At 39.0% G+C, this 22879-nt stretch carries 18 protein-coding genes; 8 read left to right on the forward strand and 10 right to left on the reverse strand.

What is annotated here, in order from left to right:
- Window positions 1-2: 2 nt before the first annotated feature.
- Window positions 3-2063, forward strand: coding sequence for an ATP-dependent helicase (locus tag BLO34_RS13340; protein ID WP_231959508.1), 2061 nt, complete (start codon window positions 3-5; stop codon window positions 2061-2063).
- A 38-nt stretch (window positions 2064-2101) separates the two neighbouring features.
- A complete protein-coding gene (locus BLO34_RS13345; protein WP_090756005.1) occupies window positions 2102-2380 on the forward strand; it encodes a DUF3253 domain-containing protein in 279 nt (92 codons plus the stop codon).
- Here BLO34_RS13345 and BLO34_RS13350 read toward each other — a convergent pair.
- Entirely contained in the window at window positions 2364-4094 is a 1731-nt protein-coding gene (locus BLO34_RS13350) for an FAD/NAD(P)-binding protein (protein ID WP_157686841.1), read from the reverse strand. The two genes, BLO34_RS13345 and BLO34_RS13350, sit on opposite strands and share 17 nt — an antisense overlap.
- Before the next feature lie 160 nt (window positions 4095-4254).
- Here BLO34_RS13350 and BLO34_RS14605 point away from each other — a divergent pair, with 160 nt between their 5' ends.
- Window positions 4255-4401, forward strand: coding sequence for a hypothetical protein (locus BLO34_RS14605; RefSeq protein ID WP_157686843.1), 147 nt, complete (start codon window positions 4255-4257; stop codon window positions 4399-4401).
- Between the two features lie 106 nt (window positions 4402-4507).
- On the opposite strand, the gene BLO34_RS13355 is transcribed toward BLO34_RS14605, so the two are convergent.
- Window positions 4508-5290 (reverse strand): Fpg/Nei family DNA glycosylase, encoded by a 783-nt coding sequence (locus BLO34_RS13355; RefSeq protein WP_090756009.1) that lies wholly within the window; start codon window positions 5288-5290, stop codon window positions 4508-4510.
- A gap of 89 nt (window positions 5291-5379) precedes the next feature.
- On the opposite strand from BLO34_RS13355, the gene BLO34_RS14785 reads away from it, so the two are divergent.
- From BLO34_RS14785 to BLO34_RS13370, 4 genes are all read left to right on the forward strand, one after another.
- The gene (locus BLO34_RS14785; RefSeq protein WP_262492271.1) at window positions 5380-5505 is read left to right on the forward strand and encodes a hypothetical protein; all 126 of its coding nucleotides are present in this window, start codon (window positions 5380-5382) and stop codon (window positions 5503-5505) included.
- Window positions 5506-5823: 318 nt separating this feature from the next.
- Window positions 5824-7230, forward strand: a complete 1407-nt coding sequence (gene uxaC, locus BLO34_RS13360) for a glucuronate isomerase (RefSeq protein WP_090756010.1) — start codon at window positions 5824-5826, stop codon at window positions 7228-7230.
- Window positions 7231-7322: 92 nt separating this feature from the next.
- Window positions 7323-8786 (forward strand): tagaturonate reductase, encoded by a 1464-nt coding sequence (locus BLO34_RS13365; protein WP_090756012.1) that lies wholly within the window; start codon window positions 7323-7325, stop codon window positions 8784-8786.
- Window positions 8787-8806: 20 nt separating this feature from the next.
- On the forward strand, window positions 8807-10420 hold the full coding sequence (locus BLO34_RS13370; protein WP_090756013.1) for a UxaA family hydrolase: 1614 nt from the start codon (window positions 8807-8809) through the stop codon (window positions 10418-10420).
- A 2-nt stretch (window positions 10421-10422) separates the two neighbouring features.
- Here BLO34_RS13370 and BLO34_RS13375 read toward each other — a convergent pair whose 3' ends face one another.
- Window positions 10423-11439: a LacI family DNA-binding transcriptional regulator gene (locus tag BLO34_RS13375; protein ID WP_090756015.1), complete on the reverse strand. Its 1017-nt coding sequence runs from the start codon at window positions 11437-11439 to the stop codon at window positions 10423-10425.
- 169 nt (window positions 11440-11608) lie between these two features.
- Here BLO34_RS13375 and BLO34_RS13380 point away from each other — a divergent pair, with 169 nt between their 5' ends.
- Window positions 11609-13105 (forward strand): right-handed parallel beta-helix repeat-containing protein, encoded by a 1497-nt coding sequence (locus BLO34_RS13380; protein WP_090756016.1) that lies wholly within the window; start codon window positions 11609-11611, stop codon window positions 13103-13105.
- 7 nt (window positions 13106-13112) lie between these two features.
- Here the strand turns inward: BLO34_RS13380 and BLO34_RS13385 are convergent, their stop codons facing one another.
- From BLO34_RS13385 to BLO34_RS13415, 7 genes are all read right to left on the reverse strand, one after another.
- Window positions 13113-14069, reverse strand: a complete 957-nt coding sequence (locus tag BLO34_RS13385) for an alpha/beta hydrolase (protein WP_090756018.1) — start codon at window positions 14067-14069, stop codon at window positions 13113-13115.
- Window positions 14066-15700: a glycoside hydrolase 43 family protein gene (locus BLO34_RS13390; protein ID WP_090756019.1), complete on the reverse strand. Its 1635-nt coding sequence runs from the start codon at window positions 15698-15700 to the stop codon at window positions 14066-14068. Before BLO34_RS13390 ends, BLO34_RS13385 begins: the two co-directional genes overlap by 4 nt.
- Window position 15701: 1 nt before the next feature.
- Complete coding sequence (locus tag BLO34_RS13395; protein WP_090756021.1) at window positions 15702-16943, reverse strand: glycoside hydrolase family 105 protein; 1242 nt, start codon at window positions 16941-16943, stop codon at window positions 15702-15704.
- Window positions 16944-16951: 8 nt separating this feature from the next.
- Window positions 16952-17938, reverse strand: a complete 987-nt coding sequence (locus tag BLO34_RS13400) for a DUF4861 family protein (protein ID WP_090756691.1) — start codon at window positions 17936-17938, stop codon at window positions 16952-16954.
- A 16-nt stretch (window positions 17939-17954) separates the two neighbouring features.
- Entirely contained in the window at window positions 17955-19385 is a 1431-nt protein-coding gene (locus BLO34_RS13405; protein ID WP_090756022.1) for a glycoside hydrolase family 28 protein, read from the reverse strand.
- 104 nt (window positions 19386-19489) lie between these two features.
- Window positions 19490-21058, reverse strand: coding sequence for a DUF5123 domain-containing protein (locus BLO34_RS13410; RefSeq protein WP_090756024.1), 1569 nt, complete (start codon window positions 21056-21058; stop codon window positions 19490-19492).
- Window positions 21059-21087: 29 nt separating this feature from the next.
- Window positions 21088-22875, reverse strand: a complete 1788-nt coding sequence (locus tag BLO34_RS13415) for a RagB/SusD family nutrient uptake outer membrane protein (protein ID WP_090756025.1) — start codon at window positions 22873-22875, stop codon at window positions 21088-21090.
- Window positions 22876-22879 lie beyond the last annotated feature (4 nt).

Raw genomic sequence — 22879 nt, forward strand, 5'->3', positions numbered from 1 at the left:
ATTTGAAGTATCTTTACCCTAAAAAGTTGAATACTCAAATACTTAACGAGAAGCAGAAGAAAGCCGTGGAGTTTGACGGTAAGCATTTATTGGTTTTGGCAGGTGCTGGAACGGGAAAAACAAGATGTATCGTGGGTCGCGCCGCTCATCTTATCGAGGAAGGCGTCGCTCCAGAAAAAATCCAAATTCTAACTTTTACAAAAAGGGCCGCTAGCGAGATCGTGGAACGTGTGAAGGCTACTCTTACAGACAATCAGGCGCGCAGTTTGAACGGTTCTACCTTTCATTCATGGTGCAATCAATTGATCGTGCGTTTCCCTAATCTGTTCGGTGCGGCGAGTTATACGGTCATTGATCCGGACGATCAATTGAGTGTGATGAAGATGGTGTGTGGTGATCAGACCATTGAATATAAAGGCATCCGCATCAAGCCACAGCAGCTGTTGGACATTTATTCTTACGGTAGAAATACCCGACAGAATCTCACCACTTCCATCAGGGAAAAGGTTTATAAAGGCAAAAATGACGACGATACGAATGATGAGATCGATATCATTCGGCCACGAGTGGCTAGTTTGCTTCAAGCTTACCAAACCAAAAAAGGTGAAGGCCGCTACATTGATTATGATGATTTATTATTGGTAGTTGCCAACAGGCTGAAGAGTGATGAAGAAGCTCGCGAAATTCTTTCCCACGAGGTCAAGCACTTGCTGATTGATGAGTTTCAGGATACCAATCCGCTGCAATGGCAATTACTGGAACCCTTTCTTGATATTGCCAATTTTTATTGCGTGGGTGACGATGCGCAATCTATATATTCCTTCAGAGGTGCAGATTATAGGAATGTTCATCTTTTTCAGGAACGTGTGCCTGATTCTGAAATTTTAATCCTCGACAAGAATTACAGATCCACACAAGAGATTCTTGATGTGTCTAATTGGCTCATCGCAGAATCTCCATTGGATTACAAAAAAAAGTTGGAATCCTCTAGAGGTTCTGGCGTGAAGCCAAAACTCCTTAACGTTGCCAGTCAATATGAAGAGGCCAACTTCATAGCAGAAAATATTCTCGAGAATTTTACGGAGCGTAACAAGCTGTTTTCTGATCACTTGATTTTATCAAAATCTACCTATTATACAAAAGCGTTGCAAGCGGTTTTCATCCAGAAAAAGATTCCCTATGTGACTTATGGCGGGCGCAAGTTTATGGAAGCAGCGCATATCAAGGATGTCATTGCTGCATTGCGGGTTGTGAACAATGTATTTGACCAGATAGGTTGGATGCGGTTCTTGACATTTTGGGATGGAATAGGCGAGATCAAGGCTGGAAAATTCCTCTCTAAAATCGCAGAGTTTCAAGACCCGCTGGAATGTGCTAAAAATCTGAAGGACGCGATAGGCGGACAAGAAGGAGAAAAAATCGCCGATGTCTATAACGTCATTTTAGAAAACTCAGGTAACGTCAAGCAGGCCTTGCAGGAAACCTATGCTCGAATGGAAATGACACTTGCTTTCAAGTATCGGAAGGATTGGGAAGAGAAAAGAAAATCTGATTTTCCCGTACTGGAAATGCTGGGTGATAATTATGCTTCCATAGGTCAGATGATCTCTGAAGGAATTTTGCAAAATGCAAAGGAAATGAATGGCGAACCCGTACTGGAAGGTTCACAGATCAATGATAGCGAGATCAAGGATCACGTGGTGATTTCTACGGTACATTCTGCTAAAGGTCTGGAAGCTGACGTTTGCTATGTAATGAATGTATCGCCCAAGGTATATCCCAGCGCTTGGAATCTAGATTCTGAAGAAAAAATTGAAGAAGATCGCAGAGTGCTTTATGTGGCACTTACCAGAGCCAAAAACGAATTGTTTATCACTAGAGATACCAATTCCATCAATACGGTTAATAATTCTCAGGGAACGGCTTCCTCCTCAAAGTACTTTTTGGAAGAGCTGCCATCAACGCTTATCGAGCAGTTAATCAATCCCTATAATGTGTTCAAGTCCAGAGATATTGCAACGCCCAATCAGATTGATCTTTCTTTGGGAATGGATTTTTCTTAAAACGAGAAACAGTTAAGCATGAGTTGCTATAGCGAACAATGACAAAAGAAATAGAACAACAAATCAAGGAAGAACACCAACGGCTGGCAGACCTGCGAGGTCTGGAAAGTACCTATTGTCCTTCAGAAGTTGCCAGAAATTTATTTCATGAGGATTGGCGAGACCAAATGGACAACGTCAGGATTGTTGCAGACCAAATGGTTGAGAATGAGTTACTGGTGATAATGCAAAAAGGGAATGTAATTGATGAGCTCGCTACAATAGCAAAAGGACCCATCAGATTGCGGAGGTTTGATGGATCTAAAGATCAGCGATGATGCTCTGAATCATCGATTGAGTTACATCTTCACTAAAACAATCGATAATAGAATCGGTTCCAAAAAGAGATCCCTTGCAGTTGCGCCCAATGGAATACAATCCATCAATGGTTTGTGAATCCACGACGTGAGATCCTTGAGCGTCTACGTGAATTCCCATATGATCATCAAAAGCTTCAACCAGTTGATGCTGGGTGAGCGATTCCATTAGTGGATCGATCATAATGTCATAATTGGGTTTATCCAGTACGCTATCAATAAAATTCAAGGATGTAATGCGGTTACCGTTCTTGCTCAAGTGATATCCGTAACTGTCCACCGTTATTTCTGGAAGTTTTACAAAATCAAGATTGATCACTCCAGCTTCTACCAGCGCCAGCATTTCCATCATACTGCGCAATGGAGGTCCAAAGCTGTACCGCTTCGTTTGATCCTCAATCCTGCTGAATTCTGATACTACACTTTTAGGTAACAAATCATAGGTGTAGAGATAGTACATATCAATCTGCAGCTCGCGCCAGATTTGGCCTATGGTATAATCCAGTGAAAATGGTCTCAAACCGTTTGCCATCTCGCAGGCGATTTTCAAATACTCATAGGCATTCATTTGAACGTCAATAATATGAGGATTAGAAACTTTCTGATATTTCAACCACTCGACAATCAAATTTTCGGCAGCGTCTGCCGTTAAATCGGCATTGCTGTATTTTTCCTCAAATCGTTGATAAGCCTTGCAAATAAGTGTGGCAATGGGTTTCAATATTTGATCGATACTATCAATATTTCCTTCCTGAATGTCCTTTTTTAGATCGGCTATCATTTGATCTCTACCGAGCGATACCGTTTCAAACACATCATCCAGCTTCTTACCAATAGGTTTAGGTACCATAGGTAAACCATCTAGAGAGTACGGAATCAAAACCGTATCATGATCACCTACATATTCCAGAAAAACCGAATCAGGTTTGGTTTCAAACGATCCAACAGATTTTTCAATAGCAATATGCATCAAGTCAATCATTGTCAACCCGAAACCTTTGATGATCACGTTTTCGCTGTTTTGCAGCAATGTTTTTGCTTTAGAGCTGTATGGGTTTTTGCAGTAGTTTAGATCAAATCTTTCTGCATGATCCATCAAGTCTTTCCTCAGTGAATCAGGTCTGGTGGAAAGATGTCCTAGCGCCAGCACCACATTCTTGAACGCATATTCATTTTTGTCGGTCTTCAAAACCAACTCTTCGGCATGCTTATTTAGTTCTAGAACTTCCTCGCTTTTAATGGTGACAACTCCTAAATTTTGCAAAGGCAAAACGATGGAAGTGCCTCGCTCATTGAGATAGCCCCCTAAACGCTGCCTCGTAGAATATGAATCTTTGGACGGTACGATCTCTAGGTCAAACTCTTGCTTCAACCATTGATGGTAACTGGGATAGGCAGGTATAGTTGCACCTCGATATTCAAAGGGCAACCGTTCATGCAAGGTGTCCAGTGCCCGGTCAGAAATGTTGCTGATCGTAACCTGCGCCTGTTCAGGATCCCAAGCCCTGCCGGTTCCATAGGATTCTGTAGTCTCAAATATGCAGGTGTGGATTTTCTGTGAATCTCGCTTTCGCGAAAGCGAACTATACAATTGCTCCAGCACAAATAATCCTCTGGCGCCAAGTCCTATAATACCTATATCTCCACTAAAATTCACGAGGCAAAGTAAGGTCACAATGGATGGAGTTGAGTGACATTTAAGAATAAATTCAGGAAGTGAAGAACCTTACCAACAATTGAAAATCTTAGTAATAATTTAATGGTTCATTGTTAAATACTAATAAAGTCGCCCTGGAATGCGCTGATTTGAAATATTTTAGAGTAAATCAGAAGTTATGAGCACTAAAAATCCAAAATCAGACGGGACGCATATGAATGAGAAACCTTCTCATATCAAGAAAGATGATGAATCTATCGACGAGTTGACAAAATCTTTGAAGAAGGAAAATGATCAGCACTATAGTACAGATACTGAGGAGTAGATTTTGATTTGTAAATATTTATATGGTCTACAAAATTATACAGTGACCTTGAAAAGATAGAAGTTAGTTCTCTAATTTTCAAAGAAGTATAATTCATGAGACCAAACTATTTCTCTTGCCATTGCGGTGAGAAATAGGTAGCGCGACCGCCAACTTTGATTTTCTCAATTTTGCCGCCTGTGTGGAAACAAGTGCCATCCTTTTCTCTAAAGTGCATCAGAAAATCTTCTGGAAAACTGTCGTAATGCGCATCGTTTTCTATGGCGACTTCAATTACTTTTTTCATGGCGTCAAAAACATTTTTAATGTCTTCTTCAGTCATGTTTTCTATCTTTTTTTCAGGATGTATTTTTGCCTGATATAGAATTTCGTCAGCCATCCAGTTTCCCACACCTGCGGCGACGCTTTGGTCAAGCAAGACTTTTTTGATGTCCGTTTTGCGTGAGCTCAATGACTTTTTGAATTCCTCAAACTTCAGATCTCTTGCATCGTCGCTCAACCCGTGCTCTTCTTTGTAGTCTGCGATGGAATCGATAAGATTCCACCAACCGAATTTCCGTTTGTTTTCAAACGCAAAATGGAAATCGTTTTCAAAAGTGAGAACAATATGGCCAAATTTTGGTCGGTCATCTGCTTCTTTATAATACGTAGGCCTGCCGGTCATCCCAAAATGCATCACCAGCACTTTATCACCAGTCGTTTCCACAAACAGATATTTCCCTATACGCTGTGTTCCCGTCAATTGCTCGCCTAGTAGGTGTTTCTCAAAATCGCCAAAAGGTTGCTTGAGCAACTTTTTATCCCGGCAATCCATCAAGGTGATTTTCTTGTGCAAAATCGTGCTGTCTATATAAACTTTGTAACCTTGAACTTCCGGTAATTCTGGCATAGGTTTTTATTTTAAAAGTAGATAAACCTTAGGCTGCAATGGAATGCTACTTCCTATATGATTGTTAAAACGTATCAAGTAAGGTTGAAATGAAGATGGAAGTTAGGTGTAAACTGTTGTTTATCGATAGGATGGTTGATGAGTTCGCTTTCGCGAAAGCGGAACATTTTTCTTACATCATCGATACCAGCAAATATCTTATACTAGAGCCGTAGGTATTGCAAATACTTGGAATAGGTGTCACTGGTGAAGAAATCTCGTTAAAGAATATTCTCTGATTAAACATGTGCGATAATCAAGAATTATATAGACCCTAAACATTTCACTGAAACCGCTGAAATGAATGTAAAGAAATTTTAACGTTATGTAAAATATGAATACATTTGTGTAATCGATTACAACAATTAATTACCTTATTAAGGTTAAGACCTAATTGTTGTAGAATTCTAATAGTTATATTGGATGAAATTATGACGGTCGTATGGAGATGCAGCGCAGCATGAATCGCCAGCCCTTAATAAAGAACAAACCGAATGAGTAAGAAATTTATCAACGACAACTTCCTGCTAGAAAACTCTTTTTCTGAAGAGCTTTATCACACCTATGCAAAGGATCAACCCATCATAGATTATCACAATCATTTGTCACCTAAATTGATTGCAGAGGACCATGTTTTTGGCAATGTAACTAAAGTCTGGATCGATGGCGACCATTATAAATGGCGCGCAATGCGCACACTGGGAATCGACGAGAATTTCATTACCGGCGCTGCCACTGATAAAGATAAGTTCATGAAGTGGGCAAAAACGGTCCCTTACACCTTGCGGAACCCTTTGTACCACTGGACGCACCTAGAGCTGGCTCGTTATTTTGACACCTATGAACTGCTTAATGAAAACACAGCAGAAGCTATCTGGAACAATACTCAAGAAAAGTTAAGTTCCAAAGAGTACAGTTGTAGAAATCTATTGACCAAGGCAAATGCAAAGGTCGTTTGTACTACAGAGGATCCTATCGATAACCTTGAATATCACCAGCAATTAAGTAAAAGTAATTATCAGGTGACCGTCAGCACAGCTTTTAGACCAGATAAGGCAATCATGATCGCAAATGATGGTTATAATGCCTATATCGATTCTCTAGCAGCCGCTGCAGATACTGAGATTTCAACTTATGGTGACTTATGTGCAGCGCTTGAATCAAGAATAAAGTATTTTCACGAGAATGGATGCCGACTTTGTGATCATGGATTGAACCAAATTTCATCCGTATCATTTTCAGAGGCTGAGGTGAAATCTATATTTGAAAAGAGACGTTCTGCTAAGGACGTGTCTAATGAAGAGCGACTCAAGTTTGAGAGCGCTTTGTTGATTTTCTTATGTGAGACCTATCACAGTTATGGCTGGGTACAGCAATTTCACTTAGGAGCACTGCGCAACAACAATAAGAGAATGCATGAATTGCTGGGTCCTGATACAGGTTGGGACTCCATAGGCGATTACTCACAGGCTCAACAGCTGTCCTCACTTTTGAACAGACTGGACAGCGTCAATAAATTGACTAAAACAATTATTTACAACCTCAACCCAGCTGACAATGAGGTCATCGCGACTATGATTGGGAATTTCAATGATGGTAGTGTCAAGGGTAAGGTGCAATTCGGTTCTGGTTGGTGGTTCCTTGATCAAAAAGATGGAATGATCAAACAAATGAATGCGCTTTCCAATATGGGATTGATCAGTTGTTTCATAGGAATGCTAACAGATTCTAGAAGCTTTCTATCATTTCCAAGGCATGAATATTTTAGACGTGTACTTTGTAACCTGCTAGGTGAAGAGATGAAGCGAGGTGAATTGCCTCATGATATGGATCTTGTGGGTAAAATGGTGGCAGATATTTGTTACCACAATGCGAATGAATACTTTGATTTCAAGGGTTAGACCTGTGAATGAATATAAATTTTGAATGAATTGTTGCATTTCCATGACGGCGGTTATTGCTATAAACAGTTCAACTATTAACTCTTCTTGTTATGATTGAAACATTAAAAAAGAAAGAGCTCAACAGATCCAATGTTGATGCGGGTAAAAAGTTGCCTATAAAGGTGGTTCAATTTGGTGAAGGGAATTTTTTAAGAGCCTTTATCGAATTTGCCTTTCAAAAATTAAACCAAGAGGCAGACTTTAATGCTGGCATTGCTGTGGTACAACCCATTGATAGAGGTATGGTTGACATGCTAAATGATCAAGATGGGCTTTACACTTTGTTCTTGAAAGGAGTCAAGAAAGGTGAAGAAATTCAGCATCAAGAATTGATCACTAATGTTGTAAAGGGCATTGATCCGTATAAAAATTTTAGTGACTATTTAAGCCTCGCTAAAGAGGAAGAACTTGAGTTTATTATATCCAACACCACAGAGGCTGGAATAGCTTATGTGGCAACAGATACGATGGAAATGCAACCGCCATCATCTTTCCCAGCAAAGTTGACAATGTTGTTATATAAAAGATTCCAGCACTTTAAAGGCAATCCAGAAAAAGGCTTGACGATTATTCCTTGTGAATTGATCAATCATAACTCTGAAACCTTGAAAGAGATCATTCAAAAATATAGCGATGATTGGAGTTTAGGCGAACAGTTTAAAAATTGGCTGGAAGAAAGTTGCTCCTTTCATAGTACGTTAGTAGATCGTATCGTTCCTGGTTATCCCAAGGATGAAATTGAAGATTATAATGCTCAGCTAGAATATAAGGATAACCTAATTGTGTCTGCTGAAGTGTTTTTGCTCTGGGTCATTGAAGGTGGCGAAAAGTTGAAAAAGAAATTGCCTTTCCATAAGACAGATCTTGACGTAAAAATTGTAGACGACATGCAACCTTATAGAACACGTAAGGTGCGTATACTTAACGGCGCTCACACCGCAATGGTGCCGTTTTCACTTCTTTATGGTAACTCAACGGTAAAGGAAACCGTGGACAATACGTTTACTGGTTCGTTTGTAAACAAGGCTATTTTTGATGAGATCAATAACGTGCTGCCTATGGAAAAGGCAGAGTTGGATAGTTTTGCTGATGAGATATTGGATCGTTTTAGAAATCCATTTGTCAAACATCAATTGGCAGATATCGCGCTTAATTCAATTTCAAAGTTTAAAGTGCGTGTTTTACCAAGTTTGTTGGAATATGTCGAGAAATACGGTAAGCTACCTACGCATTTGACATTTGCATTTGCTTGTTTGATTAGATTCTATAAAGGAAACTGGAAAGGAGAAACTCTGCCTATTAAGGATAGTAATGAAGTCAAGGCATTTTTAAAAGACGCTTGGGCGAGCGATGATGTAGAAGAAGTGGTAAGGAAAACGCTTTCACATACTGAATATTGGGATCAAGATTTAAATAACGTCAGCGATCTGCCTCAAGCTCTCATCTATGCTTTGAATCAAATAGAAGAGCACGGTGTTGAAACTGGTTTTGAAAAATTTAGCAACAAGTATTAGTCAATTATTCTATAGAGATTATGCAAAAGAAACTAATTAAAGTTCATCCAGAGGATAATGTAGCGGTAGCATTAGTGGACATTTCTGCTGGTGATGTTATTTCTTTTGAGGATCAAGCCATTGTTGCCGTTACCGATGTTAAGGCTAAACATAAAATTTCATTAGTAGACCTAGAAGAAGGTGACAAGATATTTATGTACGGAGTCTTGGTAGGGAAAGCTAGTTTGCCCGTTGCAAAAGGTGCGGTGTTGACTATTGATAATGTCAAACACCAAAGTGCCAAAGTAACCGAGAAAACAGATACTATAGGATGGAATCCGCCAAATGTCGACCGTTGGAAAGATCGAACGTTTATGGGCTACCATAGAGAAGACGGTCAAGTGGGTACAGCAAATGTTTGGTTATTTTTTCCATTGGTATTTTGTGAAAATAGAAATATCGAGACCTTAAAAGAGGTGTTTGAAAAAGAACTGCTCACACAGCCTAAGAATAATTATAGAAATCTATTACGATCCTTAGTTCAAAATGGTAGTGAAGCTGCTGTTGAGGATATCAATGAACCAGAAAGAGTTTTTGAGAATGTTGATGTTAAGTTTATCACGCATCCTGGTGGATGTGGTGGTATACGACAGGATTCAGAAAGTTTAGCTAGATTACTTGCTGGTTATGTACATAATCCCAATGTAGTAGGCGCAACCGTGCTAAGCTTAGGATGTCAGAATCTTCAAATTGAGGTGTTTCAAAATGCCTTAAGTGTCATAAGTCCTAATAATAAAAAGCCCATTTTGATGTATGAGCAACAGAAGATGGGAACGGTAGATGAAATGCTCAACAGTATTATTAAAAGTTCTTTTCAGGCCATCAAGGAAGCCAATGAACTCAAGCGCGAACCAGCTCCTTTATCTAAGTTACGATTAGGCCTTGAATGCGGTGGTTCTGATGGATTTTCAGGAATCTCTGCTAATCCTACCTTAGGATACACATCGGACATGTTGGTAGCTTTAGGAGGTACGGCAATTCTTTCAGAATTTCCAGAATTGTGTGGAGTAGAGCAGGAGCTGGTTAATCGTTGCGAATCGCACGAATCTGCAGATCGATTTTTGGAACTTATGAAAGCTTTTGAAAAGTCAGTTGTAGATGCTGGATCTGGTTTCGATATGAATCCGTCGCCGGGTAACATTAAAGATGGATTGATTACAGATGCTATGAAATCTGCTGGCGCAGCAAAAAAAGGTGGCACTTCACCAGTAGTTGATGTACTGGATTATGGAGAATATGTTACGAAACGTGGATTGAATCTATTGTGTACTCCTGGAAATGATGTGGAAAGCACGACAGCCATGGTTGGATCAGGTGCAAATATTGTTTTATTTACAACAGGTCTGGGAACTCCAACAGGAAATCCCATTGCACCAATCGTAAAAGTTTCATCAAATTCTGATCTAGCTCGTAGAATGAGTGATATCATAGACATTGATACTGGAGGTGTTATTACAGGAGAAAAAACCATTGAGGAAATGGCTGAGGAGACTCTTGAAATCATTATCCAAATTGCATCAGGTAATAAACCATCAAAGGCAAATCTTTTGAACCAAAATGATTTTATACCATGGAAGCGTGGTGTCTCCTTATAGGATTATCGAGATGAAGATTTTCTTATAATAAGCTCTGGCTCAAGAATAATAGTCTGCTGATTCTTAATCTTTTTCTTGCTTTTAACCTCTTCTAAAAAAGTTTTAGCTGTCAGTCGTCCCATTTCAATTGGTGATTGATCTATAGTTGATATAGAAAGATCCATAAAACGAGTAAATGGTTCATTACTAAATCCAACCACGCAAACGTCTTGTGGGATATTTAGACCATGAGCTTTGATTTCTTGAATAGCACCTAATGCGGTGAAGTCACTAGAAGAGAAAATAGCATCTGGTCGCTGATCCATTTCCAAAAATTGCTTGGTTATTCTTCTACCTTCCTCAATCTTACTTGCACACTCAACAACTAGGTTCTCATCAAACTCAAATCCGTGATCTATTAAGGCTTGTTTGTAACCTCTATAACGATCTCTGAAAATCTCTAATGTACGATCATTGGATAAGTGGGCTATTCGTTTACAACCTTGATCAATGAGATGTTTAACTGCAGAATATGCACCTTGATAATCATCAATAGTCACTGAGCTAATTCCTTCCATATCCCTTTTTCTGTCAAAAAATATCAATGGCACCTGTTTCTCTAATAAACTGTCAAAAACATTGGTGTTGTCGTTTGACTTACTGATGGAAATTAGAATACCATCAACCTGCGCATTTAATAATGAATTGATGTTTCCTGTTTCTAGGTTTTCCTGATCGTGAGTTTGGCAAACAATAACATGGTATCCCTTAGGGTAGAGTTCTTCCTCGATACCTCTAATTACAGATGCGAAAAAATTACTATCCATTCTAGGTACCACTACGCCAACGTTGAAGCTTTTACCACTTTTAAGAGCGCGGGCAAGAGTGTTTTGCTCATAATTCATTTCAAGCGCTGTCTGTTTAACGAGCTTACGAGTATTCTTACTGATTTTCTCATTGTTATTTAGCGCTCGAGATACAGTAGCAGCGGTCAAATTTAGTTTAGCTGCAATATCGTAAATAGTCGTTTTTTTCTTCATTTAACGGTTGAAAGTGGAAAGTAAAAATACAAAACAAAACGTTGAATTGAATTGTTTCCTATGGTCGCAAAAAATGTGTTCCTACTCTTTTAAAAGTTGATTTAAATATGGTTTATCTAATTGTAATCGATTACTTTACATCTTGTATTTGCCTTTAATCTTTAATTACATGAAAAGTTTAGAATTAGTTTTACTGCTAGTATTATTTGTTGGTAATGCTTTTACAACCGTTCGATGTAGTAATACTGATGATATCGATGGGTTGATCTCTGAGGATAATATTATTGCTGAAACTATATTAATTTACGGTGATGATATTACAAACGGAACCAATAATCAATTAGTAGTAGGTTTCGTGCCAAATAATACCACAAACCAAATGGTTTCTTGGAGTAGTTCAGACACCCAAGTAGCTACTATAACTGAGAATGGTGTACTTCAACCAGTTACCAATGGAACCGTAACGGTAACTGTAACGGCACAAGATGGATCTAATGTTTCTGGTAGTAAAACATTTTCAATTTCTGGAGTAACCCAAACGATTAACGGTACTGTAGTTTCCAATTCACAAGAGATTATTGATGCGATTGCAAATGCAACAGCAGGTGAAGAGATATTTGTTAGAGGTGGAACTTATGCTTTCGTTTCAACCTTAGAAATGAATGCTAGTGGAACAAGTGGTTCACTTATTAAATTTCAGGCATTTCCTGATGACACAGAGAGACCTAGATTTGATTTTTCTGCAATGGGTGAGGATTCATCTAATAGAGGTATTGATTTGAATGGTGATTTCTGGCATATAAAAGGTATTGATGTCTTTGGAGCTGGGGACAACGGTATGCATATAGCTGGAAATAACAATACAGTAGAATTCTCTACTTTCAGTGAAAATGCAGATACTGGTTTGCAAATTGATAGTGGAGGCAGTAATAATTTTATTTTAAATTGTGACTCGTTCTTCAATGCAGATTCTACACTAGAAAACGCAGATGGATTTGCTTGTAAGCTAGATGCAGGATCTGGTAATAGATTTAAAGGATGTAGAGCTTGGCAAAATCTTGATGATGGATGGGATGGTTATTTACGTAATACTACGAACATAACTACTACACATGAGGATTGTTGGGCTATAAGAAATGGAGTGTTGCGTGACGGTTCAGTTGGAGCTGGTGACGGTAATGGATTCAAAACTGGTGGTAGTGATAACAAGGACTTAATTCATAATGCGATTTATAATAACTGTGTAGCCGTAGGAAATACTGAAGATGGTTTTGATCACAATAGTAATAGAGGTGATGTGGTAATCTACAATGGATCATCTTATGATAATAAGAGAAACTACAGCTTCAGCAATACAAACCCAGCTGCATCCTTAATAGTAAAGAACTCGCTTTCATTTGACGGAAGCGAAAGCGATAGTTTTAATGCTACTCAAACTGATATAACTAATAATGGTTTTCAAGATGGACGTGTTACAAATAGTTCTGACTTCAGAAGTCTGAATGTTAGCTTAATGCTATCTGCAAGACAAGCTAATGGCGATTTACCCGTCGTCGATTTCTTAAGACTTACTAGTTCTAGTGATTTGATAGATGCAGGAGTAGATGTAGGACTTCCGTTTAACGGAACTGCACCAGATATAGGAGCATTTGAGTTTGAACAGTAATTAGGAATTAGTTTTTTTTATCAAACACCTCATTCAAAAAGGTTGTTGTATAGTTCAAGGTTGTTTCAAACCAAGGCTGTACCAACCAAAATGAATGAGGTGTTTCTGGTAAGGTATGTTGCTCGCTATAGATTTCATTGTTCTTATAAAAAAATATCATATCATCTCTTCCAGCATGAAAGCGTGGTTGAGCGCTGTTAATGAATAGAATAGGAGGATCATCCTGTGAAAGGTGTTCTAAAGGAGATGCCTCTTTCCAGGCAGAATAGTTTTCTTCTTTAGAACCGTCGAGCCAGATGCTTGCCATTTTTCCTTCTGCGGAAGCTTCTGGATGGATGAAAGAGACAATTCCATCAATATTTACAATCGCCTGAACCTGATCTGAGATAGAAGTGTCTGTAAGATAAAGTTCGGAATCAGGAGTCACGCCAACTAGCGTTGCTAATTGGGCACCAGCAGAAGCACCTAGAATAGCAATTTTATCAGGATCTACGCCGTATCGATTGGCGCGTTTTCTTGTCCATTTGACAGCATCTTTGATATCTAGTACAGCAGCAGGATAAGGGGTCTCTAATCCTAGTCTATAGGATACAGTAATCGCCACAAATCCATTAGAGGCTAAATTTTTAGCCATTGCTCGCTGATTTTCCCTGCTTCCAACCAACCAGCCACCACCGTGAATCAGCAAAACGGCTGGGCGTAAATCCTGATCGCGACTTTTAGGTAAGTAGATGTCCAACTCAAGTTTAGTACCATCTACTTTCTTGTAGACTTTGCACTCCTTGCTTCTTATTAAAGAAGGGTCTACAGGATCAATTGGATTGATGAAAGGATAATCTTTGCTCAGCTTTTTTAATGTTGAAGCTGCGGTGTAAGGTTTGAATTCTGGTTCCTCTTCCTGAGCAGTAGAAATTAGAAATGATGATAGTACTATTGCGGTGATTATACTTTTTGAAAATGTCATTCGTCAATCTCAAAGTATTCAACATCTGCATAACCGCCTCTCGCAGCTTCTTCTGTACTAATGCTATAAAGCCCAACTTTAGCCCCAATCCATTTACCTGGTTTTGCCTTAAAGGATTTACCTATTTCAATAAACGTTTTACCATCCTCAGAATATCTGAATTTACAAATAGCCTCTGGAGCAATAACATCGACTTGGAAATAAGCGGAGTTTGATTTCAAACGAACGGTTTCATTGATTTTCTCTGGTTTTTCTCCTATCGCATCAATCGTCTCTGATTGGGTTATGAAATATCCGTTTTGGTCATGGGATATGCCCAAGCTGGCATAGTCAGTTCCCATGATGATTACACCTGCTGATTTTCCCGAGCTTGCTTCTTCTGGGTGCAATGAAATTTTTGTATTTACGGTAAAACTAGGTGCAGGAAATTTTTGCAGAAGTAAATTGGGAGTCATCCAAAGGTTTGCCGAAGATGTTGGCGGTTTTATGGAAAACAACCTTAGATAATCATTGCTAGGTAGCTTTGCATGCCAGATTACTTCTGGATTAGCATTCCATTGCCATTGTTTTCCTATGTTGAATCTAGTGAAGAAATCGCTTTCTACTGGAGTTGTTTTTACGGCATTGTTTTTAACTATAGGTTTTTTGTAGGTGAGTACAGGTTCTCCAATACCATTACCGTCTAAATCTTCTCCCATTACTGGCCAATCATTTTCCCATTTCATAGGTTGTAAATGAACTACACGACCATAGGCATCTTTATCTTGAAAATGATAAAACCAAGATGCACCATCCTCAGTTTCTATCCAGGCGCCCTGATGTGGACCATTGATATCAGTACTGCCTTGCTCCAGAACTATCTTTTCTTCATATGGACCATAAATGTTCTTTGATCGCAGTACGAGTTGCCAGCCATATTGCACACCACCTGCAGGAGCAAAAATGTAATAGTAGTCTCCTTTCTTATAGAACTTGGGACCTTCAATGGTACCTTGGTTCTCATGGCCATCAAAAACATGGACTCCTTCATCAATGACTTTTGTGCCACTGGCATTCATACGATTTACGGTCAACAGGCTTTTTACGCCTGCGCGACTTCCTGCATATGCATGAACTAGATATGCGGTACCGTCGTCATCCCATAATGGTGATGGATCTATCAATCCTTTTCCAGGCATCACTAAGATAGGTTCGTCCCATTTTGAAAATGGATCCTTGGTTTTAACCATGTAAATACCAAAGTCTGGATCTCCCCAATAAATGTAGTATTCGTCTTCATGATATCTGATACTGGGCGCCCAGACACCATTACCATGTTGAGGTTTTTTGAAGTGTTCTTCTGGAACGATTTTAGGCAGAGCGTGATTGATCAGTTTCCAATTGACCATATCTTTTGAATGCAAAATGGGAAGACCTGGCGCGGTATTAAAACTAGACGAGGTCATGAAAAAATCATCACCTACTCTTATTACATCAGGATCAGAATAATCTGCGTGAATAATAGGGTTCTTGTAAAAGCCATTTCCTTGATCTGCCACCCAAACCTTGGAAACATAAGCGTCATTATTTTGAGCCACAACATTAGTTTGCAGGAGTAGGCCAATGAATACGGGAAATAGTCTCCTAATCATACTACTGGTCTAATTCTAAACTAGCCATAATGAATGGTCCGGTACCTTTTGGATCATTGGGTCTAATGATTTCTCCCACGTAATATTCGTAAGAGCCATCTCTGTATGGATTGCCTCCTAAACCGGCTACACCACATATTTGGTTGAGGTTTACAAGGCCGTTATCCTCTACAGTTACTAGATCATCAATGAGTCCTTTGTAAGCCTTTTCAGCTACTTGTCTATATTTTTGTGGCAGGTAGCCTTTACGAACTCCTTTAGCAAATGCATAAGTAAACATGGACGTTCCTGAAGCTTCTAAATAGTTTCCTTCACGATCTCCTTGATCGATGACTTGATACCACAAACCAGATTCATCTTGTACGGCAGTTATAGCCTCTGCAAACTGGTTGAGGTAGGTGACCATTCTAGCGTGACCAGGATGATCTTCTGGTAAAAAGTCCAGCACATCTACCATCGCCATACCATACCAGCCCATTGCTCTAGACCAGAAATGAGGTGAGTTTCCAGTTTCCTTGTTGGCCCATTCCTGTTCCTTACTTTCATCCCATCCATGATACAACAATCCAGTTTTTTCATCACGGCTGTGCTTTTGAATGAGGTCAAATTGTAACACCACGTCGTCATAAATTTGCTGAACTTCAGCTTCATTGTCTATGTATTCCTGTGCATATTTAATATGGAAAGGTTCTGCCATGTAGAGACCATCGAGCCACATTTGATGAGGATATACTTTCTTGTGCCAGTAGCCACCGTCAGAGGTTTTGGGCTGTGATTTCATTTGACTGTCTAGCGTTTCCATGGCAATTAGAAAACGTTCTTCCTTCGTTTTTGGATATAAGTAGAGCAGTACGTCACCAGACTTAATCATGTCTAGGTTTTGATTGGACAATTTATACGTTTCTATGGTTCCTGTGCTGTCAATGAGTTCATCTGCATAGTTATAGATGTAGTCATAATATTGTTCATTGGCTGTTTGCTCATACACTTTCGCGCAAGCGCTAAGAACCAAACCATTTGTATAGCTCCATCGAGGTTTTTCTTGAAAATCCAACATGGAAGCTTTGGGTACACGTTCCATCTCTGACAACATCATGCGCTCTGACCATTTCAAGTTGGCGGGAACCAGCATCTCCATATCTTGATTGGAATTAGCTGTTTCCATAGGTTTTTCTTCCATGGATTTACAGCCGACCATGGAGACGATTGCAAATAAAAAAGAGGCAAAAGTTTTAAATTTCATAGGGTGAATTATAAAGAGTTGGAGTTTTCTAGCTGATTCAGTTTCAGGTCAAGGTCTGCGATAAATTTAGCCTCGTTTTTGATACCGTTTGTTTCTTGTTCCCACGCCCCTAAAAAGTAGTACGTGATCTCCTGACTGGTAGGATTGAAAAGTACCAGATGATCATTGATTCCTTCTTGCTGTTGATTTACTTGATCAATTTTATAGAACAACGCCATGCCTAATTTATCATCATCACTTACCAGCGTTTGATTTCCATAGGTCGCGATATAGGCCCATGAATTGCCCTCTTTTTTCTGTAAAGGAATATTTTCAAACTTTACAATACCAGTGCAGATTCCCGTAATTTCTTTTGAAGGTTTCAAAGTAGCTTTAGTAAATCTATCTTGCGGGAAAATGGATAATTTTGCTTCTAAGTCAATGCTATCATTACCTGTTTTCCAATTTTCATAAGTGATATTTACCATGGATTCTCCTTCATTGTTTTGAACGATTGCAGTGGTATTTTCTACATTTCTAAAATGTGCAATGGTATCGTTTATCATGCGGCCATAACCACCTATTCCCATGGATTTACCAGCTTTCAAAATGTCCTGTCCCCATGGTTGCGTTTCATGATAGGAGTCAAATCCATCCTGTCCCACATAAGGTAGCACGAGCGAGTCAACCTTCTTCCCAAAAATATCGATGGCATTGCGCCAGTCTAGATAAAGCCTGTATCCAACTTGACTATTTTCCCAGCCTGGACCTTCATATCTTATAAACCAAGAATGATCTGTATGTTCTGACGGTACATTGAGCGTATCAACATTTACAAAATTGCCATCAATATATTCACGATCATCCCAATGTCCACCTTCTTTCATTGAAATTTCTGCATAAGTGGTAAGTGAAGGAACCGGTTCTGGCTCTTGTTGTGAAGTAATCTGTTGATTTTCTCGTTTACACGAAAGCGCAATCATTAAAAACAGAGCTGGTAGCAAGATCTTTTTCATAAGTCGACTTTGTAGATTAATATTTTTTACCATTAATAGTCACATTCTCAAATTTCAAAGGTTCAGAATTCTCTACAGATAGATCTGTTTCTGCATTTTTGATAGTGATGTTTTTGAGGGTAACGTTTTTCACAAGACTTTCTGGGCGCCCTTTAATTAAGACGCCGTATTTACCGCCATCTTCCACGGTTATATTTTCTAAATGGATGTTTTTGATAGAAGGAATGAAATTGCCTTCCTGATTGGCATAAGTTCCATAATAGGCGTTTATCCTAAGCATCGCCTCTTTCACTTTTCCTACCTGAATGTCTTTCACAAATACATTTTCTACAAAACCACCTCTTAAAGAATTTGTTTTGATACGTATCGCTCGATCCAGTTCTGGACTGTCCATTTTACAATTTCTTACATAAACGTTGCGCACACCTGCGGAGATCTCACTACCCATAACTACACCGCCATGCCCATCTTTCATGTCACAGTTCTCGACGACGATGTTTTCGCTGGGTATATTCACTACACGACCGTCATTGTTGCGACCTGATTTGATCGCGATACAATCATCACCTGTGTCAAACGTACAATTGGTGATGTGAACATTCTTAGCATATTCAGGATCGCAGCCATCATTGTTGGGCCCGTGGCTATTGATAGTTACTCCATCAACTGTTACATTATTGGATTTGATAGGGTGAATAACCCAGAATGGTGCATTTAAAATCGTGACACCCTCAATTAGTACATTCTCACAGCCAAAAGGCTGTATAAATTGTGGGCGCAGTTGATACCCTTCACCAAAAACTCTCTCTTCCACAGGTTTGTTTTCATCTGAAAATGCCCACAACCTAGGGAGGTTATGATCATCACCTTGTTTAGGTTCACCTTCTATATAACCGTATTCTTCTTTGCCTACCCAATTCCACCATTTAGTATTACTTGCCTGTCCATCAAATGTGCCGGTACCAGTTATAGCGATATTTTTTTCATAGTAGGAATAAATGAGCGGCGAGTAGTTCATCAACTCCTGGCCTTCATAAGAAGTATGAACAAGTGGTAGATAGTCTTTAGTGTCTGTAGAAAAAAGGACAACGGCCCCATCTTCAAGATGAAGATTGACATTGCTTTTTAAGTAAATAGCTCCAGTGAGGAATCTGCCTTCAGGGATAATTACTTTACCGCCTCCAGCAGCATTGCAACTTTCTATGGCATTTTTAATTGCTGCAGTATTGTCAGTTGTACCGTCTGCTACTGCTCCGTAATCCAGTATGCTAAACGTTTTGTTTTGGAACTTTGGTACAACTATATTTTTTATGATAAGGTCTGCCGCTGCAAAGTTATCTGTTGGTATACCTTTATCTGTCACTGTAGTTTTACAACTAAATAAAAAAGTGCTTAACAATAGCAAGGAGAATAAAATCCTAAAATTAGTTTTGAATATTTTTTTCATGGGTTTTGAAATCTAATATGTATAGCTATAAATCTTGTTAATCAAAAAGAGGTATGCATCAAGTGTATACCTCTTTTCATTGCTAACTCATTATCTAAACTTATTTATCGCAACCATCTCGGGTCACCTATGTTATTATCTATAATCGTTTGATTGGAGACGCTAAAATTTCCGTTTTCAGCATCTTGATATGCAGGATCTAAATTAAAGAATGTTGTAGATCCATCAAATCTTGGGTTAGTAGGATCAAAGAAGCCAGGCGCATTGAAATAATTATTGTTGGAAAATTCAATGTTCTCATCAGTTCTACTTTGGTTAGAATAATATCCTTCTGTATCTGTGATTAGATTATTTCTTACGATTATATCGTTCATTTGGTATCGTACGTATAGGACTCTTCTGGACGAGTTGTTGCAAACAGCATATAGTGTACAATTCTCAAGCAAAACATTTATGGTAATTCCAGTTTGTGTAGTGTCACCTGCATCATCAATCCTAAAGAAGTCGCGTCCTGGAGCACAATTATTGAACGTGCTGTTAGTAACAGATGTATTGAAAACATCAGAATTTCTAAAGTCTATAAAATCACCTCCAGTTGTAATCACGTCAGTAACTATACAATTATTTACCGTAAGTGATTGTAGAACCGCTCCTGATTCATTACCGGCTATAAACGACCTATTGTAATCATGCACATTGCAACCATCTACAACTAAAGAGTCAAAAGCATCAGCACCAGAATATCGTATTGTATCTATAAGTTCAGTAGCAACATCTCCAGACAGGTCAAGATCTATTAAATTAATGTCGGTTCCTCCAGTTACGATTGAAAAGCTTACTCTTAGCATTGGTTTATCATAGCTCAATAAACCTCTTATAGTAAGTGGCTTATCCAAAACGACCGTTCCCGTTTGACTTGTATAATCGCCAGCTTCAAGTAATAGTATATCTCCAGGGTTAGCATCGGCTATTCTTTGTAGTAAATCATCTGCTGGAGTAATGACGTTTCCTGTATTTCTGTCAACTTCTGTTGTGAAGTTTTGAATACCTCTTATATTATTCCCGTTAAGTAAAGTTGCAGTGTAGTCAGTCTCTCCTGTCAATCCGGTAATAGTTGCCATCCCATCAATAACTTCTTGAGGTGTGATTTGTCTCGTTATGGCGTCGGTACTACCGCGGTTTAAAATTATAGTTGTTACAGTACTACCTGGCACCCATCTTAATAAGGCTTGATTAGACATTATATCGCCATCCTGAGAAGGAAGGAATATTTGTTCTGTTAGTGTTTGCGCAATTACTGCGGTAGAAAAATTGGAATTGTTGATTCCTCTAGAACTTATCGCCTGTACTCGCACATAATAAAGAGTTTCTGCTGCAAGCAGGATTCTGACGGGCAATTCATTTGCTGTTGTCTCTATAGATTCAACTAAAGTTGCAAAGTCGGGATCCTCACTTATCTCGACAAGATAATTGTTTACATTCTCATCAGGATTCCAGGTAAGCTCTACCGTTGTTTGCGTTCGTATTTGCGCTCTTACGTTGACAGGTGCAAATTCACGAGATACATCCAGCTCTGTAATTAGATCTTCATCTTCAGTACAATTAGTGGTTACTAAAAGAAACAACACTGCTCCCAATACAACTCTAAATACCTTTGTGGCTTTATTTATCATAATAACTCATATTATTTGTTTGTAAACTTTTAGTACCCGTAATCATTCACTAGTTGACCGTTGCTACCGTCAATAAAGGTTTGCCATATAGGCCAGAATTGTCGGTCGTCTGGATCAACGCCTTCTTTAAATAAGGTGTTGATATCCACATCTTCTAATGTAGTCCAGTTAAATTCAGAAAATTCAGGTCCTGGTGATTGGGTTTCGCCTCTATTCAATCCAAAAATCTCCAAAGTTTCATTATCCTCTGCATATCTAAAATAAAGAGTGGTAGGCACATCAGCGTATTCTCCAGAACGATTTTGAAGGTTTGCTAGTTTCATCTTAGCTTCTCGTAAGTTGGCACCAAGCAAATTCCATCTAATGAGATTTTGCTTTCTCTCTGCCTCACCTGTAAACTCATACTTATTTTCCAAAACAAGCGCATCAAACATTGCTTGTTTAGAACCTAAATTGTCTACATATGAATCCACTTGTTGTGCTTGCATAGACGATGGAAAGGCTCTTCTACGTACTTGCTTCAAATACGGTGCAGCTGCTCCTGGTCCCTGCAATTCATTAGCAGCTTCAGCTGCTAATAATAGTACTTCTGCATACCGCATATAGATTTTATTGACTCCATCGTCATTGGTAGATGTTACATATCTGTTCATCCATTCATAACGAAATTTTCCAAAATACCAAGTACTCAACCCAACCAGTTCTTGTTGAGCGAAGCCATCTATAGGTGTTCCATATTCATATGGAATACAAGTAATATCTCTGCGAGTATCATTCTCATTATAGTCATAAAAAAGATTAGGCAGTGGTCCTGCAATACCGCCTCTAGGTTGAGCCGTGTGTTGATCAATTCCACGATGTCTCACCGCAAAGGAAAACAGTACACGTCCTCTACCTGCGGCAAATGGTATTTCCCACAATGATTCTCTACCAGCGCTTACGACTTCTTCATTAAGATCTCTCCATAGTCTTTCGAAAGTCGGTGCCAGTTGAACTCTTCCACTATTTATAACGGTGTCAGCTTCTGCAAGAGCTAGTGTATACATGTTATTGACAGAAAGTTCTGGGTCATTCGATCTTCTCACACCATCAGGATATTGCTGGAAGCCGCTAGCAACCATGGCTAATCTAGCTCTAAGCGACTTTACAAAGGCTTTATTTACACGTTCTACTGATGTTGTAAGTGAATTCTCGTTAGGCCACGCTACCAGTTGTGAAGCCTCTTCTAAATCAGATATGATTCTTTTATAGATTTCATCTCTATTTGTTTTTGGCAGGTATAAAGTTTCTGGAGTGATAGGTTCAAATCGAGCAGGAACGTCTCCCCAAGCCTTCATTAAGTCAGCATAGTAAACAGCTCTATAAGTCAATGCCTCTCCTAATAGTTGACCCAAGTCTTCATTCTCATCTATATTTCCAAAACTACGTAGCCCATTGATGCAAATATTGGCACGTTCAATACCTAGATACATTTGTGCCCACGCATTATTGTCCGTATTCATTTGAGGATTAGTTGGTTCTGCGTCATATATCATTAATTCTGCTGTGGCATTGTTCGCTTGAGTAGAATTGTAATTTCTTTCTGCATCAGTATTGAAACCATAAAATGGTATAAAGCGTCCACGATAAGAGTTGGTTTGTCCCATTGGTTCCAGTATCCCGTCAACGGCACCTTTGGCAAGTCCAAAAGTTGAAAAAATTACAGACTCCTCTAAGGACGATTGTGCTGGTGCTTCTAAAAATTCCCCTTCAACATCCTCACAAGAATTGAAAAGACTTATGGAAAATATTACAATAGCAAGTTTTATATATTTCATCTTT

It is taken from the genome of Nonlabens sp. Hel1_33_55 (assembly GCF_900101765.1).
Taxonomy (GTDB): Bacteria; Bacteroidota; Bacteroidia; order Flavobacteriales; family Flavobacteriaceae; genus Nonlabens.

Bases quoted from the DNA above. Each gene is read 5' to 3' on its own strand.
- BLO34_RS13345 (WP_090756005.1), top strand. From the start codon at position 2,102: ATGACAAAAGAAATAGAACAACAAATCAAGGAAGAACACCAACGGCTG.
- BLO34_RS14605 (WP_157686843.1), top strand. From the start codon at position 4,255: ATGAGCACTAAAAATCCAAAATCAGACGGGACGCATATGAATGAGAAA.
- BLO34_RS13355 (WP_090756009.1), bottom strand. From the start codon at position 5,290: ATGCCAGAATTACCGGAAGTTCAAGGTTACAAAGTTTATATAGACAGC.
- BLO34_RS14785 (WP_262492271.1), top strand. From the start codon at position 5,380: ATGAAGATGGAAGTTAGGTGTAAACTGTTGTTTATCGATAGGATGGTT.
- uxaC (WP_090756010.1), top strand. From the start codon at position 5,824: ATGAGTAAGAAATTTATCAACGACAACTTCCTGCTAGAAAACTCTTTT.
- BLO34_RS13365 (WP_090756012.1), top strand. From the start codon at position 7,323: ATGATTGAAACATTAAAAAAGAAAGAGCTCAACAGATCCAATGTTGAT.
- BLO34_RS13370 (WP_090756013.1), top strand. From the start codon at position 8,807: ATGCAAAAGAAACTAATTAAAGTTCATCCAGAGGATAATGTAGCGGTA.
- BLO34_RS13375 (WP_090756015.1), bottom strand. From the start codon at position 11,439: ATGAAGAAAAAAACGACTATTTACGATATTGCAGCTAAACTAAATTTG.
- BLO34_RS13380 (WP_090756016.1), top strand. From the start codon at position 11,609: ATGAAAAGTTTAGAATTAGTTTTACTGCTAGTATTATTTGTTGGTAAT.
- BLO34_RS13385 (WP_090756018.1), bottom strand. From the start codon at position 14,069: ATGACATTTTCAAAAAGTATAATCACCGCAATAGTACTATCATCATTT.
- BLO34_RS13390 (WP_090756019.1), bottom strand. From the start codon at position 15,700: ATGATTAGGAGACTATTTCCCGTATTCATTGGCCTACTCCTGCAAACT.
- BLO34_RS13395 (WP_090756021.1), bottom strand. From the start codon at position 16,943: ATGAAATTTAAAACTTTTGCCTCTTTTTTATTTGCAATCGTCTCCATG.
- BLO34_RS13400 (WP_090756691.1), bottom strand. From the start codon at position 17,938: ATGAAAAAGATCTTGCTACCAGCTCTGTTTTTAATGATTGCGCTTTCG.
- BLO34_RS13405 (WP_090756022.1), bottom strand. From the start codon at position 19,385: ATGAAAAAAATATTCAAAACTAATTTTAGGATTTTATTCTCCTTGCTA.
- BLO34_RS13410 (WP_090756024.1), bottom strand. From the start codon at position 21,058: ATGATAAATAAAGCCACAAAGGTATTTAGAGTTGTATTGGGAGCAGTG.
- BLO34_RS13415 (WP_090756025.1), bottom strand. From the start codon at position 22,875: ATGAAATATATAAAACTTGCTATTGTAATATTTTCCATAAGTCTTTTC.